The organism is Klebsiella sp. CD33 (assembly GCF_051992865.1).
GTDB classification, from domain to species: Bacteria; Pseudomonadota; Gammaproteobacteria; order Enterobacterales; family Enterobacteriaceae; genus Klebsiella; species Klebsiella pneumoniae.
In genome coordinates this window covers 4,432,950-4,448,136 of sequence record NZ_CP197023.1, presented here as the reverse complement: position 1 = coordinate 4,448,136, position 15,187 = coordinate 4,432,950, and the positions used below count along the sequence as shown (strand labels likewise).

Genomic DNA, 15,187 nt, shown 5'->3' with positions numbered 1-15,187 from the left:
GTCATCATGCCGTTCGTTCAAAACGTGCCCGTATTTAAGCTGTATGGCGAAGAGTGCGGCTGGCCGACGCCGGACCTGCTGCACTGTGAGTCGATTTTACAGCGCAGCAGCCTGTATCAGTGGCATATTCGCGTCCATCAGCATGCGGAAATGGTCCAGCTTCTCTATCTGCATCAGGGGCGGGCGGAGATCGAAATTGAAGGCGCCACCGCGGTGATGACGGAGTCCTGCATCCAGGTGGTTCCCGCCCTCTGTATTCACGGGTTTAATTTTTCACCCGGGACGCAAGGGTTTGTGCTCTCTCTGGCGCTGCCGCTGCTGAGCCGGTTTGAAAATCAGTTCGGTCGCCCTCTGGATGTGCTTAGCGTGCCGCAGTGTGTGCCGGTGGGCCGTTCTCGCGGGCGCATGCATACGCTGTTTTCAGCGCTTCGCGAGGAGTACTGCGAAGAGCACGATGCGCGAGAAATGATGCTCTATTCGCTGCTGGGGACGCTGTTGGTCTGGCTGAACCGACAGTGCCATCCCGCGTCCCCCGCGGAAGATAAAGCGGAGCGGAAGCGCAGCATGATGCGCCACTTCGCCCGCCTTATCGAGAGCCACTACCGACAGCATCTCCCGTTGGCGGAGTATGCGAAGCTGATTGGACTGTCGGTTACGCACTTAAATTATTTATGTCGTGAGTTTTATGGCTGTAGCGCTCTTGGAGTATTGCACCAGCGGTTGATGCTTGAAGCGCGACGCAATCTGCAGTACACCCGCATGACGATTACACAACTGTCTGATTATTTAGGGTTTAGCGATGCAGCCTATTTTTCGCGTTTTTTCCGTCGCTATAGCGGTATGTCACCCAAAGCATTTAGAGAAACAATTAAAGATAATGCTTCATAATGTTCAGTACTGAAATTATTTTTGCTAAATAATGTTTTTATCTTTTCTAATTTATTAGCGCAGGAACGTCTGTGTTAATATTAATCGCAAGTATACACGGCAATAATATTTTACACGGTATGACCACGGTTCGGTCGTTACGTATATCGTGTGCGCAGGCCATGAATATGATTTTAATATTCATCCAGGAAATGATATGGCGATAAAGTCGCTCGCCGATCGTTTGCAGGCAAGCGAAGGAACTTCGACAGGAAGCGGAGGTGTTATGTTACCAGGACAAGGTAAGTTTGGCGTCGTTATTAGTAAAATTCCCGTCATGCAATCAGGGTTAAAGGTGATCTTCAATGAGAACCTCCCTGATTACGAACTGAGTTTTTGTCGTTCTCATGATGAGCTCACCCTTTTACAACTGCGGCGGGCGGTGCTGGTTGTCGCGGATATCTCCGGCGAGATTGCGCACCCCCGAGCCGTCTGCGAGCGTTATTACTCCCTCATGACCCAGTACCGTGATATTCACTGGGTTTTTATGGTCAGCGACAGCCTCTATCCGTTGGCCGTTGAGCTATTAATTCGTCCTGAAAGCTCGTTGATCTCCGAGAGCGAGCCGGTTAACCGGCTGATTGAGGTGATTTGCGCCGGTAGCCGTGCGGCTGAACAGATTAGCCGTACGCTGTTTGCCGGGGATGAGGACAGCGATTTCGCAAGCTACCACTCTGCGGCGATGCTCACTCTTTCAGAGCGTAAAGTTCTGCGCCTTCTGGCGAAGGGGTGGGGAATAAACCAGATCGCCGCGCTGTTGAAAAAGAGTAATAAGACGATCAGCGCGCAGAAAAACAGCGCAATGCGTCGCTTATCTCTACGCAGCAACGCTGAAATGTATGCCTGGATCAACAGCGCGCAGGGAATGCAAGAGCTGAATATCAATTCAGCTTACGGGGAGCAAATGGAATGGAAAAAAATAGTACAACCCGCCATGTCGCCATCGTAGAAAAATGCGTGATGACGGAAATGGCATGGCGCTATATCTTTAGTCGTGAAGATAATCGCCGTTATCATATTCATCTGTTTAAAAATGTCAGTATGCTCAGGGCGGCGGAAATACCGTTTCCCTGGTCAACCATTATTTTTTCTCTTTCGGGAAGTCGTTCTTCACGAGCTGAGAGTCTGCTCTTTGTTCATGAAATGGCGCGGTGCCGGCCGGAAGTCCAAACGATTATTCTGGCTAATAATGAAAGTGAAATGCACCTGATCGGCCATCTTATGCCGGCCTGTTTGCACGGCATACTGAATAAATCCGCGCCGCGACGCGGGCTACAGGAGCGTTTGCTGCAGCTACTGGACAATCATCATCTCAGCGGCAGCGAACAATTTTGCGACAGAGAGGCGTGCAACGATCCGCTAAGCCCGACGGAGCACGCCATCCTTCGGTATATGTCGTGGGGATATTCGCTTTCTGATATTGCGATACAGCTCAACCGGAATATTAAAACGATCCGCGCGCATAAGTTTAACGCCATGACCAAGCTCGGAGTTCGCTCAGACATTGGTTTATTAAACGCGGCGGATATCCTGTTGCATTTACCGCTCAATAGTACGACCAGCGCCGTTAAACAGGTAGCGTAATGCGGCTATAAACACACATCTACCCATGTTGCATCGGTGAGCTGCGCCATGCGTTCTGGTTCAATGCGAACCGCGCTATGGATGGCTCCCGCTGCGGGTAGTACTTCCTGATAATGTCTGAGAGAGACGTCGCAGTAGACTGCCAGCGGATTTTCCAGACCAAACGGGCAAACGCCGCCGACCGGATGACCGGTCCAGGTAACCACTTCATCGCTGCTTAGCATGCGTGCTTTCGCGCCAAAGGTCTCTTTCAGCTTTTTATTATCCAGGCGCGCATCGCCCCTGGCGACGATCAGTACAATCTTATCTTTGATCTTGAGCGACAGCGTTTTGGCAATTTGCCCCGGCTCAACGTTGTGTGCGGCAGCGGCAAGTGCGACGGTGGCGGTACTCTGATTTAACTCAATAATTTCGATATCGGGGGCGTGTTCGGCAAAAAACTGCCGTACAGACTGCAGACTCATTGGATTCTCCTGATTTAAGCCTGGTTAAATCTGTCACAAGCCTGGCGGAGTGTAAATATCAGCGCGGACAATCCAGATTCTTTCTATTTTGTCGATCTCCTTCACAATCGCCGTAACCGGTTACTGTAACCGGTTGCGGTTATCTGCATTGAGATGAATACTGGAACAGTCACTTCTCCTTTTATTTATAACAAAAGAGCCGTGTATGAATCGTTGCCTCATGAGCAGTATAGCCGGTTGCACATCCGCCAGCGGCCTGCTGCGTCAAAAAGCGGTCATCGTAACGGCAGGGTAATCGTTGTTGGGCCAGTATCAATAGCCTGTCAGGAGGGCTACTATGTCTGCTAACCATGCTGCGTTTAATTTGATATTTCGCTTTGTAGAAAATTACATAAGCCCCATAGCAGGGCGGATCTCGTCGCAGCGCCACGTCATGGCTATCCGTGACGGATTTATCTCAGCGATGCCGTTTATGATCGTCGGATCGTTCCTGTTAGTGTTTGCTTATCCACCGTTCTCACCGGATACCACCTGGGGTTTTGCCCGCGCCTGGCTGGATCTGGCGAAAGAGTTTGAGGGGCGTATTCTGACCCCCTTTGATATGACGATGGGGATCATGTCGATCTACATCTGCGCGGCAATCTCCTATAACCTCGGTAAGCATTACGAGAAATCCAATCAGCTCGATCCCTTTATGTGCGCAATGCTGTCGATCATGGCCTTTTTGCTGATTGCCGCGCCGAAGACCAATGGCACGCTGCCGGTGGATAGCCTCGGGGGGACCGGGATCTTTACCGCCATCCTGGTGGCGATCTACTGCGTGGAGATGATGCGTTTCTTGAAAGCGCACAACATTGGGATCCGCTTGCCGGACCAGGTTCCGCCGATGATCAAAAACTCGTTTGATCTGTTGATCCCGGTGCTGGTGGTCGTGCTGACGCTCTATCCGCTGAGCCTGTTTATCCAGCACCATTTTGACATGCTGATCCCGCAGGCCATTATGGCCATTTTCAAGCCGCTGGTTTCGGCAGCCGACTCTCTGCCGGCAATTCTGTTGGCGGTGCTGATCGGCCACCTGCTGTGGTTTGCTGGGATCCACGGTGCGGCGATCGTGTCCGGGATGCTGCAGATGTTCTGGCTGACTAACCTCGGTATGAACCAGCAGGCGCTGGCCCAGGGCGCGCCTCTGCCGCATATCTTTATGGAGGCGTTCTGGACCTTCTTTATCGTGGTCGGAGGTTCCGGGGCGACCATGGGACTGGTGTTCTGTTATCTGCGCAGCCGTTCAGCGCATTTGCGCTCCATTGGTCGTTTGAGCGTGGTGCCAAGCCTGTTCAATATCAACGAGCCGGTGATCTTTGGGACGCCTATCGTCATGAACCCAGTGTTCTTTATTCCGTTCCTGCTGGCGCCGATGGTGAACGCGGTGCTGGCCTGGGCGGCAATGAAGCTGGATCTGATTGGCCGCGTTATCTCCGTCGTACCATGGACGGCGCCAGCGCCAATTGGCGGCGCCTGGGCGCTGGGCTGGGATTTCCGGGCGGCGATTCTGGTCATTGTTCTGGCCTGCGTGTCGGCAATCATCTACTTCCCATTCTTTAAGGTATATGAGAAACAGCTGCTTGCTCAGGAAGCGGAAGAGGCCGAGCGGGCGGAGCATGAGAGTCAACAGACCGCATAAATAGCAACGGGCGGTAAAGGCCGCCCGTTACTTTTCAGGTAAGTGGTAATTATTTAAGCGTACAGTCGCCGCACTGTTGGACATCCGGCAGGCGATAGCGCTGACAGCAGGTGCGTCGGACTAACTGCCCTTCACGCAGCATCACCGTTCGCCACAGCGGGTTATCCTGGCCATCGGCGAGTTGTTTTTCAAAAAAACAGTGCTGACGTAGCGCGGCAAGCCGCTCATCACCCAGCAGCGCGCGCATTTCCCCAAGATACCAGTTAATCAGATAGCCGGTATTGCTCCAGATAAGTTTGCTATTGATTTCGCCCGTCGCTGCCAGCGCCTCAACAACCGGCTGCAGGGTGCGCGTTACCAGGGCATCCATTCGCGCCTGCGGTGAAAGCCTCTCGATGTCGGCATCGCTATGCACATCAATCCAGAAGCAGGCCGCCCGGCCGCTTTCATGAAATCCGACATGGAAATGTTCTGGCGCCAGGCTGAGGCCTTGCGGTTCATTGAGCAGCGCCAGCATCAGCGGCGGCACCAGCAGACCGATATACCATTGTGCCCAGAGCGAGAGCAGAGGCTTCTGTTCCCGAGGCAGCGTCGGCTGATGACGATAGATATGATCGGACCAGGTGGCCAGCAGGGAGTGCAAGGCGATGGGTTGCGACCATTCGGCAAGCGTTAACGCGTGCCGTGGGGCGGGTTCGTCAAGTCGCAGGAAATCAAGCAGGTGTGGGCGCAGGGTGGCGATTTTTTCCCGAATACTCTCCGCCAGGGCATGCTCAGCCGTCGGCAAAGGAGCCCGCCAGATAAGTTCATCGCTGAGAGGAAGGGAACGCCAGGCCATTCGATTTCCAGATACAAATCTAAATGATAATGATTACTGATATTAGTTGCTTGCAGGCGGCATGGCAAGGCTTTTATCGGCGCCGCGATGTCGCAGCGCGCGCAGGTCAACTGGCAAGAATAATGTTGCGGCCTTTATTTTTGGCCTCATAGAGTGCGCCGTCGGCGCGCGCCAGCGCTTGTTCAATGTTGTCATTAATGAGCGGCGTCAGGCCAATACTGATGGTGACGTTGGTGGCGACGCTTTCATTAAACATATGCGGGATCTTCAGGTCATAGACCCGCTGACGTATACGTTCGGCTGTCTTCCAGGCCGTTTCTTCGCTGCTATTGGTCAGCAGCACCATAAACTCCTCTCCACCAAAGCGGGCGACAATATCGCGTGAGCGTACAGCGTTGCGAATGGCAGCTGAGACGCGAATAAGCGCCTGGTCACCCATCATATGACCATAGTGATCGTTATAGGCCTTGAAGTGATCGATATCGAGGAGCAGCACGTAGTGGTTGTCGCCGTCCAGCGCCAGCAGGGTATCGAGGCGGTTCTGCAGTCCGCGGCGATTATACAAACCGGTCAGGGGATCGAGCATACTGAGATCGTTGAGCGTATTGCGTTCATGCATCAGTTTATCCATTAAACCCTGCGTAAAGGCATCGCTGCGCTTCTGGATAATATTTTGCAGGGTAATACCGGCTATAGGCAGCATAAAGCAGTAAGTCATACGCAACCATTGTTCCCCCTCCGCCATTATCAGGCAGGCAAGGAAAGTTGGTAAAGAGTGGAGGGTAAAGGCAGTGATATTATTGGAAAAAGCGATGGTGCCGATAAACAGAATGCTTAATAGGGCGATCACCAGATAGTTAAAATGCGGCGGTGTCAATAGCATCGCTTTTGTCACTACGTGCCATGCCCATAGCATGCCAAATAACAACGAGATAGTGGGAATATTTATTTTCGATTGCGGCCATTTCCAGTGCCAGAGCAGCAGCAGCCCGCTGCAGACGACGATCAGGGCGCAGGGCAGCGTAAAACGAACTACCGTAAATAGGGGGGAGACCAGCGACAGCGAGGAAGAAATGAAATTAAGCAGTAAAAAAAGCCGTAAGGAATATTGATATTTTTGTGCGTAGTGTGCTCGCCAGGTTTGTGCAGTCATATCGGAAGAATCATTATTAGTCGTTAAATTTCAAAATGATGAAAGCCAAAAATGAAGAGTCTGATAACAATGTGCAAAAAAAGGTTATTTGCAAAATAAGCAAAATATTTAATATATATCGATAATCCGCTTAATTTATCACCTTCATGAATGTATGTCATTACCGCGAACGTAAAGAAAAAGGGGCAGAGCACGTCGCAAATGACAAATGATAAAGATTATCATATGATATTGGTTATCATTATCGTTGTGAGAGGTGAAACCATGCTGCAGCGAGCATTAGGAAGCGGCTGGGGAGTGATGATTCCCGGCGCGCTAATTGTCGCTCTCGGGTATGCCGGAGTGTCGGCTGACGTATGGCGGGTACTGGTCGCGGTGGGCATGCTGATGTCCGCGGCGATGATCTGGCATCGTCAATTGCGCCATTTTATCCTGCTGCCATCGTGTGTCGCGTTGATCGGCGGAATAATGCTGATGATTGTGGATATTAAACTGAGAGGATAATGCCGGGAGAGGGAAGAATATTGGTGCGAGGGGGGGGACTTGAACCCCCACGTCCGTAAGGACACTAACACCTGAAGCTAGCGCGTCTACCAATTCCGCCACCTTCGCACAGTATTCTTTCTTTGAGATATTGCCTCGTTGGTGCGAGGGGGGGGACTTGAACCCCCACGTCCGTAAGGACACTAACACCTGAAGCTAGCGCGTCTACCAATTCCGCCACCTTCGCCCAGTGCGAGCAATATCTTCGTGGATTATGGTGCGAGGGGGGGGACTTGAACCCCCACGTCCGTAAGGACACTAACACCTGAAGCTAGCGCGTCTACCAATTCCGCCACCTTCGCATACCATCGATACTCTGAAAGTATCGTTACCACGGAGGCGCATTCTAGTGGTTTTCGGCGACACGTCAATAGTTAATTATGCAGGTTGTATCGATTGCTGCAAAAATGGGCGGATTTGCCCGCGGGAAGCGCCAGCGGTACCAGGAGCGGGCCGCCGGCGTGAAAAGACGATTATTTTTTCGCCTGACGGGTCATGATGGTGCGATAGACCTTAAAGCGCCCGGTCTGGGCGATCACCTCATGGAAGCCGAACGTCTCATCCAGCACCTGCGGATACGGCAGGAAGGCGTTGGCGACAATGCGCAGCTCGCCGCCGCTGTTCAGATGGCGAACCGCGCCGCGGATCAGCGCCTGGGCGGCTTCGAGACTGGTCTGCAGGCCGTCATGGAATGGCGGGTTGGAGATGATCATGTCGAAGCGACCATTGACCTCGGAGAAGACGTTGCTGGCAAACACATCGCCAGCCAGGCCGTTGGCGGCAAGCGTCGCGCGGCTGGCTTCGACCGCCGGGGCGCTGACGTCGCACAGGGTGAGGCGCACTTTCGGTGAATGGCTGGCCAGCGCGGCGGCCAGCACGCCCGCGCCGCAGCCGACGTCCAGCACTTTCCCTTTGGTATGCGGCTCGAGGGTGGAGAGCAGCAGCTGGCTGCCGACGTCCAGACCGTCGCGGCTGAAGACGCCCGGCAGGGTTTTTATCGTCAGATTATCCAGTGTGTATTCGCCCCAGAATGCGTCGGCGTCGAAGGTCGGCTGCTTTTCCAGACGTCCATGATAGAGGCCACAGCGGCGGGCGCTATCCACTTTGTTTAATGGCGCGTATTCAGCCAGCATCTGCTCCGCGCTGCGGACGCCGCTGCGGTTTTCACCGACGACGAAAATGTCGCTTCCCACCGGCAGCAGAGAGAGCAGGTTCATCAGCTGGAACTGCGCCTCTGGTTTGTTCTTTGGCCAGTAGTAGATCAGGGTGTCGCATTCGGCGACGTCAGCGGCCTCAGCCACTAAGCTAAAACGGACGGTGTCACCCATCTGGCGGTTGAGGACCTGCCAGTGGTGGAACTGTTGGGTGTGGGCGCGGCTGGCCGCGGTATCCAGACGCGCAGGCAGGTCATCCTGCAGGTCACCGGCAAACAGAACGCGGGCGGACTCGAAATCATCACTGTGGCGCAGCAAGACTTCACTTGCCGGGGTAAAAGCGGACATGAAACACTCCTTCATTAAGACTGGCGCCGATTATAGTAGTTTGTTGGCGCAGATACGACGGATTTGCTATATTGCGCGCTTGTTTAACAGGAGTGTTTCGCTATGACATCCCGACGAGACTGGCAATTACAGCAGCTGGGCATTACCCAGTGGTCGCTGCGCCGACCGGGGGCGTTGCAGGGCGAAATCGCTATCTCGCTTCCTGAACATATTCGTCTGGTGATGGTGGCGGAAACCCCGCCGTCGCTGACAGAGCCGCTGATTAGCGACATATTACGCGCGCTGGCCGTGACGCCAGATCAGGTCCTGCAGCTGACTCCGGAGCGGGTGGCGATGCTGCCGCAGGACAGCCGCTGCAACAGCTGGCGGTTGGGCACAGAGGCGTCGCTGCCGCTGGCGGGCGCCCAGGTGTCCACCCCCGCTTTTGATGAACTCCAGACCAGCGCGCCGGCTCGCAGGGCGCTCTGGCAACAAATCTGCGCACATGAACACGATTTCTACCCTCAGCACGGCTGATTTAACCAAAGCCTGGCACATCGAAAAACGCGCCCACGCTTTCCCGTGGAGCGAACAGACTCTGGCCAGTAACCAGGGGGAGCGCTATCGCAACTATCAGCTGTCGGTAGATGGCGAAATGGCGGCTTTCGCCATTACGCAAGTGGTACTGGATGAGGCGACGCTGTTCAATATCGCCGTCGATCCCGCCTACCAGCGCCGCGGCCTGGGGCGAGCGCTGCTGGAGCATGTCATTGATGAAGTCGAAAAACTCGGCGTCGTCACGCTGTGGCTGGAGGTGCGAGCATCCAACGTTGCCGCCATCGCGCTGTATGAGAGCGTAGGTTTCAATGAGGCAACCATCCGCCGCAACTACTATCCTACGGCCGACGGACGCGAAGACGCCATTATTATGGCTCTGCCAATCAGTATGTAACACAAGGTGATACGATGAAATGGGACTGGATTTTCTTTGATGCCGATGAAACGCTGTTTACGTTTGATTCTTTCAGCGGCTTGCAGCGGATGTTTCTCGACTACAGCGTGACCTTTACCGCCGAAGATTTTCAGGACTATCAGGCCGTGAACAAGCCGCTATGGGTGGATTACCAAAACGGCGCCATCACCTCGCTGCAGCTGCAGCACCAGCGTTTTGACAGCTGGGCGGAACGTTTGAATGTGCCGCCCGGGGAACTCAACGACGCGTTTATGAATGCGATGGCGGAAATCTGTGCCCCGTTGCCGGGCGCGGTCTCGCTGCTCAACGCGCTGCAGGGCAAGGTCAGAATGGGCATCATCACCAACGGCTTTACCTCGCTGCAGCAGACTCGTCTGGAGCGGACAGGTTTACGCGATCACTTTGATTTGCTGATTATTTCTGAACAGGTGGGTGTCGCCAAGCCGGACGCGCGTATTTTCGATTATGCGCTGGCGCAGGCGGGTAACCCACCGCGCTCGCGGGTGCTGATGGTCGGCGATACCGCCGAGTCGGATATTCGCGGCGGCGTGAACGCCGGACTGGCGACCTGCTGGCTCAATGCGCATCAGCGCGAGCTGCCGGCGGACCTCGAGCCGGACTGGACGGTGACCTCGTTAAGCGAACTGGAGCAGCTCCTGTGTAAACACTGATTGCCTCCCCCCCGTTGATGGGTAAAATAGCCGCAATTTTTCGTATTCCACATGCGTGGCCCATGGCCGCGTTTACTTAGAAGATTAATTATGACGTTGTCTCCTTATCTGCAAGAGGTGGCCAAACGCCGCACTTTTGCCATTATTTCTCACCCGGATGCCGGTAAGACCACCATCACCGAAAAGGTGCTGCTGTTCGGACAGGCGATTCAGACCGCCGGTACAGTAAAAGGTCGTGGTTCCAGCCAGCACGCGAAATCCGACTGGATGGAGATGGAAAAGCAGCGTGGTATCTCGATCACCACCTCGGTAATGCAGTTCCCGTATCATGACTGCCTGGTGAACCTGCTGGATACCCCGGGGCACGAAGACTTCTCCGAAGATACCTACCGTACCCTGACGGCGGTGGACTGCTGCCTGATGGTGATTGACGCGGCAAAAGGCGTCGAAGATCGGACCCGTAAGCTGATGGAAGTCACCCGTCTGCGCGATACGCCGATCCTCACCTTTATGAACAAACTCGACCGTGATATCCGCGATCCGATGGAGCTGCTGGATGAAGTCGAGAACGAGCTGAAAATCGGCTGCGCGCCGATTACCTGGCCTATCGGCTGCGGCAAGCTGTTCAAAGGCGTTTATCATCTCTACAAAGACGAAACCTACCTGTATCAGACCGGTAAAGGCCACACCATCCAGGAAGTGCGTATCGTGAAGGGGCTCAACAACCCGGATCTCGACGCGGCGGTGGGGGAAGACCTGGCGCAGCAGCTGCGTGACGAGCTGGAGCTGGTGCAGGGGGCGTCGAATGAGTTCGACAAAGATCTGTTCCTGGCCGGGGAAATCACCCCGGTCTTCTTCGGAACCGCGTTAGGTAACTTCGGCGTTGACCATATGCTGGATGGCCTGGTGGAGTGGGCCCCGGCGCCGATGCCGCGCAACACCGACACGCGTGAAGTCACCGCCACGGAAGAGAAATTCACCGGCTTCGTGTTTAAAATTCAGGCCAACATGGATCCGAAACACCGCGACCGCGTGGCTTTCATGCGGGTGGTGTCCGGCAAATATGAAAAAGGCATGAAGCTGCGTCAGGTGCGTATCGGCAAGGACGTAGTGATTTCCGACGCGCTGACCTTTATGGCGGGCGATCGCTCGCACGTTGAAGAAGCGTACCCAGGCGATATCATCGGCCTGCATAACCACGGCACCATTCAGATTGGCGATACCTTTACCCAGGGCGAGATGATGAAGTTCACCGGTATTCCGAACTTCGCGCCGGAACTGTTCCGTCGTATTCGCCTGAAGGATCCGCTGAAGCAGAAACAGCTGCTGAAAGGGCTGGTTCAGCTCTCTGAAGAGGGCGCGGTCCAGGTCTTCCGCCCGATCGCTAATAACGATCTGATCGTTGGCGCCGTCGGCGTGCTGCAGTTTGACGTGGTGGTAGCGCGTCTGAAAAGCGAATACAACGTGGAAGCGATTTACGAATCGGTCAACGTGGCCACCGCGCGCTGGGTTGAATCTACTGACGTGAAGAAGTTCGAAGAGTTCAAGCGGAAAAATGAAGTTCAGCTGGCGCTGGATGGCGGCGATAACCTGACCTACATCGCCCCGACAATGGTCAACCTGAACCTGACGCAGGAGCGTTACCCTGACGTGGTGTTCCGCAAAACGCGCGAGCACTAATCCCTGACGAAGCGCGGCGCAGGCCGCGCTTTTTTCTGGTTACGCTCCCGTTCCCTTCCTTCTGGAAAGTTCTTAAAACACCGCTAATTCGTCTGTTTTTTATCCATATCCTCCGCAACCCCTTCGTCTGTCTACTATATTTAATTCGTGTTTTTAAAAATGCTGGCGTAATTCACTGCGATAAGACGCCAGCGCTGGTGAAAAAACGAGGACATAACGATGACCAGACTAAAGAATGCCAATATGTTGCTGGCGCTCTTCTTAGGCTTAGCCGCGTTGAACGCCTCGGCAGAGACGGAAAAAACAACGGTAGACAGTGCGAAGTCGGCTGCCAGCAATGCGGGAGAGGCGGTAGATAATTCGATTAACAAAGTCGGCGATTTTATGGATGACAGTACCATTACCGCACGGGTAAAAGCGGCGCTGATCGACCATAAAGATATTAACTCCGGCGATATTTCGGTGAAAACGGAGAATAAAGTGGTCACCCTCAGCGGCGACGTCACCAGTGCTGAACAGAAAAGTCAGGCACTGAGCGTAGCGAAAGAGGTCAAAGGCGTCTCACACGTTAACGACAAGCTGACGGTCCATCATAAATCATCGAGCGAGACGGCGACGCTGAAAGGCTATGCCGGGGATACCGCCATTACCAGCGAAGTGAAAGCCAAGCTGCTGGCGGATGACATTGTCCCTTCGCGCAATGTGAAAGTCGAAACCAACGCCGGCGCGGTACATCTGACCGGTACGGTGGCTTCCGCGGCGCAGGCGGAGCGTGCCGCAGAGATTGCGAAAGCGGTCTCCGGTGTGAAAAGCGTGCGCAACGATCTTAGCGTTAAGTAAACCGAGTTATTAACAAAAGTGTTGTCTGGCCAAGGTTGCCGAACGAATAGCAGCATCCACTGAGCGATGAGCTATACAGAAAGGGTGCGCAAACCGCTGTTCACCGTCCATTATGGTAAGGAGAAAAGTATGTTTCGATGGGGAATTATTTTTCTGGTCATTGCATTAATTGCTGCGGCTCTGGGCTTTGGTGGTCTGGCGGGTACGGCCGCTGGCGCTGCGAAAATCGTCTTTGTCGTCGGGATTATCCTGTTCCTGGTGAGCCTGTTTACAGGACGCAGACGTCCTTAGGCGGCCCGCGATGCGGGCGATACTGAAGCCTAAGCATTTTTACTGACACGTCATCTTACACAAAGCCAGTCCTGAGGACTGGCTTTCGCGGTTTAAGCGGCGGGCAAATTGCGTTACCTTGTCAGGAGAAGATCAATCGAACAGGAAAGCAGGGTGGGGCAACGCATTCCCGTCACGCTGGGCAATATCGCCCCGCTGGCGGTTAAACCCTTCCGACCAGGCAAGCTGGCGCTGGTATGCGAAGGCGGAGGACAGCGAGGGATTTTTACTGCCGGGGTGCTGGACGAATTTATGCGCGCCGGATTTAACCCCTTTGACCTGATGCTGGGTACTTCCGCCGGCGCGCAAAACCTCTCCGCCTACATGTGTAATCAGCAAGGCTATGCCCGCAAAGTTATCACCCGCTACACCACTTCACGCCAGTTTTTCGATCCGATGCGCTTTGTGCGCGGCGGCAACCTTATCGATCTCGACTGGCTGGTTGAGGCCACTTCGCAGCAAATGCCGCTTGCCATGAACTATGCCGAAGCGCAGTTCGCGTTGGGGAAAGAGCTGTGGCTATGCGCTTGCCGCGGTGACGATTACTCCGCCAGCTATTTTTCGCCGACGCCGCAAACGTGGCTGGATCTGATCCGCGCCTCCAGCGCCATCCCCGGCTTTTATCGCAGCGGCGTGTTGCTCGACGGCGTTAGCTACCTGGACGGCGGCGTCAGCGATGCGATCCCGGTGCAGGAGGCGGCCCGCCGCGGCGCCCAGACCATCGTGGTGATCCGTACCGTCCCTTCGCAGATGTTTTATACCCCGCAGTGGTTCAAGCGGATGGAGCGCTGGCTGGGAGAGAGTAGTCTGCAACCGCTGGTCAATTTGGTGCATCATCACGAAACCACCTACCGCGCCATCCAGCAGTTCATCGAGAAACCGCCGGGTAAGTTGCGGATCTTCGAAATCTATCCGCAGCGGCCGCTGCGCAGCATGGCGCTTGGCAGCCGACTACCGGCGCTGCTGGAGGACTACAAAACCGGGCGCCAGTGCGGCCGTTATTTCCTGGCAACGGTGGGTAAACTACTGGCCGACCAGCCGCCGCTGCTGCGCCACGCGCCGCGTATTGCCCGGCCCGCGCCGGTGGTGGTGCCGCCGGTGCCGGTGGCCAATGAAGCGCCCCAGGCGACCATCATTCCTGCGCCCCAGGCGAATGACCCCAGTTTTGATCATGAGGATCTGGCGTGACGCACCGTTTTATCGATACCCACTGTCACTTTGATTTTCCCCCCTTCGCGGCAGATGAGGTCGCCAGCCTGGCGCGTGCGGCGCAGGCCGGCGTCGGGCGAATTATCGTTCCAGCCATCTCTGCTGAGCGTTTTAGCCGCGTGCTGGCGCTGGCAGCTCAGCACGAAGCGCTGTACGCCGCGCTGGGTATGCATCCGATCGTCATCGAAGAGCATACTGATGAGGGACTGGCGCAGCTGGAAGCCTTGATGGCGCAGCGGCCGCCTAAACTGGTGGCGGTGGGAGAGATTGGCCTCGATCTTTATCGCGACGATCCGCAGTTTGATCGTCAGCAGGCGCTGCTGGAAGCGCAGCTGAGGCTGGCGAAGCGTTACGATCTGCCGGTGATCCTCCACTCCAGACGCACCCACGATAAGCTGGCGATGCTGCTGAAAAAACATGCCCTGCCGCGTACCGGAGTCATCCATGGCTTTGCCGGCAGCCTGCAGCAGGCCGAGCGCTTCGTGCAGCTTGGCTATAAGATCGGCGTTGGCGGCACCATTACCTATCCCCGCGCCAGTAAAACCCGTGAAGTGATGGCGCGTCTGCCGCTTTCCGCTCTGCTGCTGGAGACCGATGCGCCGGATATGCCGCTAAATGGCTTTCAGGGACAGCCCAATCGACCGGAACAAGCTGCACGGGTATTTGAGGCGCTGTGTGAACTGCGTCCGGAGTCGCCGGCAGCCATAGAAGAAGGGATCATGCACAATACGCTCGCCTTGTTTTCCCTTCCCCCGGTCTCTGTATGGTGATCGATTTCTCATAATTGTCCATCCATATCATTGATTTGCTTAA

18 protein-coding genes and 3 tRNA genes are annotated in these 15,187 nt (G+C 54.9%); 13 read left to right on the top strand and 8 right to left on the bottom strand.

Annotated features, from left to right (window positions below; all coding sequences use genetic code 11):
* The first annotated feature begins 6 nt into the window (after nt 1-6).
* From ACR809_RS21805 to bglJ, 3 genes are all read left to right on the top strand, one after another.
* Complete coding sequence (locus tag ACR809_RS21805) at nt 7-888, top strand: helix-turn-helix domain-containing protein (RefSeq protein WP_020805204.1); 882 nt, start codon at nt 7-9, stop codon at nt 886-888.
* A 265-nt stretch (nt 889-1,153) separates the two neighbouring features.
* Complete coding sequence (locus tag ACR809_RS21800; protein WP_002887645.1) at nt 1,154-1,876, top strand: helix-turn-helix transcriptional regulator; 723 nt, start codon at nt 1,154-1,156, stop codon at nt 1,874-1,876.
* A complete protein-coding gene (gene bglJ / locus ACR809_RS21795) occupies nt 1,837-2,511 on the top strand; it encodes a DNA-binding transcriptional activator BglJ (protein ID WP_002887647.1) in 675 nt (224 codons plus the stop codon). The genes ACR809_RS21800 and bglJ overlap by 40 nt, the downstream gene beginning before the upstream one ends.
* Before the next feature lie 5 nt (nt 2,512-2,516).
* On the opposite strand, the gene ACR809_RS21790 is transcribed toward bglJ, so the two are convergent.
* Nucleotides 2,517-2,975, bottom strand: coding sequence for a YbaK/EbsC family protein (locus tag ACR809_RS21790; protein WP_004151383.1), 459 nt, complete (start codon nt 2,973-2,975; stop codon nt 2,517-2,519).
* 337 nt (nt 2,976-3,312) lie between these two features.
* Here ACR809_RS21790 and ACR809_RS21785 point away from each other — a divergent pair, with 337 nt between their 5' ends.
* Nucleotides 3,313-4,656, top strand: a complete 1,344-nt coding sequence (locus ACR809_RS21785; RefSeq protein WP_004146052.1) for a PTS cellobiose transporter subunit IIC — start codon at nt 3,313-3,315, stop codon at nt 4,654-4,656.
* A gap of 49 nt (nt 4,657-4,705) precedes the next feature.
* On the opposite strand, the gene fhuF is transcribed toward ACR809_RS21785, so the two are convergent.
* The 3 genes from fhuF to ACR809_RS21770 form a co-directional block, all read right to left on the bottom strand.
* On the bottom strand, nt 4,706-5,494 hold the full coding sequence (gene fhuF / locus ACR809_RS21780; protein WP_122051563.1) for a siderophore-iron reductase FhuF: 789 nt from the start codon (nt 5,492-5,494) through the stop codon (nt 4,706-4,708).
* A gap of 106 nt (nt 5,495-5,600) precedes the next feature.
* Nucleotides 5,601-6,647: a GGDEF domain-containing protein gene (locus ACR809_RS21775; protein WP_117250448.1), complete on the bottom strand. Its 1,047-nt coding sequence runs from the start codon at nt 6,645-6,647 to the stop codon at nt 5,601-5,603.
* Nucleotides 6,648-6,670: 23 nt separating this feature from the next.
* On the bottom strand, nt 6,671-6,841 hold the full coding sequence (locus tag ACR809_RS21770; protein ID WP_004221147.1) for a hypothetical protein: 171 nt from the start codon (nt 6,839-6,841) through the stop codon (nt 6,671-6,673).
* Nucleotides 6,842-6,911: 70 nt separating this feature from the next.
* On the opposite strand from ACR809_RS21770, the gene ACR809_RS21765 reads away from it, so the two are divergent.
* On the top strand, nt 6,912-7,151 hold the full coding sequence (locus ACR809_RS21765; RefSeq protein ID WP_002887654.1) for a DUF1435 domain-containing protein: 240 nt from the start codon (nt 6,912-6,914) through the stop codon (nt 7,149-7,151).
* A 21-nt stretch (nt 7,152-7,172) separates the two neighbouring features.
* Here the strand turns inward: ACR809_RS21765 and ACR809_RS21760 are convergent.
* The 4 genes from ACR809_RS21760 to rsmC form a co-directional block, all read right to left on the bottom strand.
* Nucleotides 7,173-7,259 (bottom strand) — tRNA-Leu (locus ACR809_RS21760).
* A 31-nt stretch (nt 7,260-7,290) separates the two neighbouring features.
* Nucleotides 7,291-7,377, bottom strand: a tRNA-Leu gene (locus ACR809_RS21755).
* A 28-nt stretch (nt 7,378-7,405) separates the two neighbouring features.
* Nucleotides 7,406-7,492 (bottom strand) — tRNA-Leu (locus ACR809_RS21750).
* A gap of 171 nt (nt 7,493-7,663) precedes the next feature.
* Nucleotides 7,664-8,692, bottom strand: a complete 1,029-nt coding sequence (gene rsmC, locus ACR809_RS21745; RefSeq protein ID WP_004177499.1) for a 16S rRNA (guanine(1207)-N(2))-methyltransferase RsmC — start codon at nt 8,690-8,692, stop codon at nt 7,664-7,666.
* Between the two features lie 102 nt (nt 8,693-8,794).
* On the opposite strand from rsmC, the gene ACR809_RS21740 reads away from it, so the two are divergent.
* From ACR809_RS21740 to ACR809_RS21705, 8 genes are all read left to right on the top strand, one after another.
* On the top strand, nt 8,795-9,208 hold the full coding sequence (locus tag ACR809_RS21740) for a DNA polymerase III subunit psi (RefSeq protein WP_012542926.1): 414 nt from the start codon (nt 8,795-8,797) through the stop codon (nt 9,206-9,208).
* Nucleotides 9,177-9,623 carry a ribosomal protein S18-alanine N-acetyltransferase gene (gene rimI / locus ACR809_RS21735; protein WP_002887706.1) on the top strand — a complete coding sequence of 149 codons (447 nt, stop codon included), beginning with the start codon at nt 9,177-9,179 and terminating at the stop codon, nt 9,621-9,623. Before ACR809_RS21740 ends, rimI begins: the two co-directional genes overlap by 32 nt.
* 14 nt (nt 9,624-9,637) lie before the next feature.
* Nucleotides 9,638-10,315, top strand: coding sequence for a pyrimidine 5'-nucleotidase (gene yjjG, locus ACR809_RS21730; protein WP_004146044.1), 678 nt, complete (start codon nt 9,638-9,640; stop codon nt 10,313-10,315).
* A 90-nt stretch (nt 10,316-10,405) separates the two neighbouring features.
* Nucleotides 10,406-11,995 (top strand): peptide chain release factor 3, encoded by a 1,590-nt coding sequence (gene prfC, locus ACR809_RS21725; protein ID WP_002887711.1) that lies wholly within the window; start codon nt 10,406-10,408, stop codon nt 11,993-11,995.
* A 219-nt stretch (nt 11,996-12,214) separates the two neighbouring features.
* Nucleotides 12,215-12,835, top strand: coding sequence for a molecular chaperone OsmY (osmY, locus tag ACR809_RS21720; protein ID WP_004146042.1), 621 nt, complete (start codon nt 12,215-12,217; stop codon nt 12,833-12,835).
* 129 nt (nt 12,836-12,964) lie between these two features.
* Complete coding sequence (locus tag ACR809_RS21715; RefSeq protein ID WP_002887716.1) at nt 12,965-13,126, top strand: DUF1328 domain-containing protein; 162 nt, start codon at nt 12,965-12,967, stop codon at nt 13,124-13,126.
* Between the two features lie 153 nt (nt 13,127-13,279).
* Complete coding sequence (locus ACR809_RS21710) at nt 13,280-14,353, top strand: patatin-like phospholipase family protein (protein WP_004146038.1); 1,074 nt, start codon at nt 13,280-13,282, stop codon at nt 14,351-14,353.
* Nucleotides 14,350-15,144, top strand: coding sequence for a metal-dependent hydrolase (locus ACR809_RS21705; protein WP_004192101.1), 795 nt, complete (start codon nt 14,350-14,352; stop codon nt 15,142-15,144). Before ACR809_RS21710 ends, ACR809_RS21705 begins: the two co-directional genes overlap by 4 nt.
* Nucleotides 15,145-15,187 lie beyond the last annotated feature (43 nt).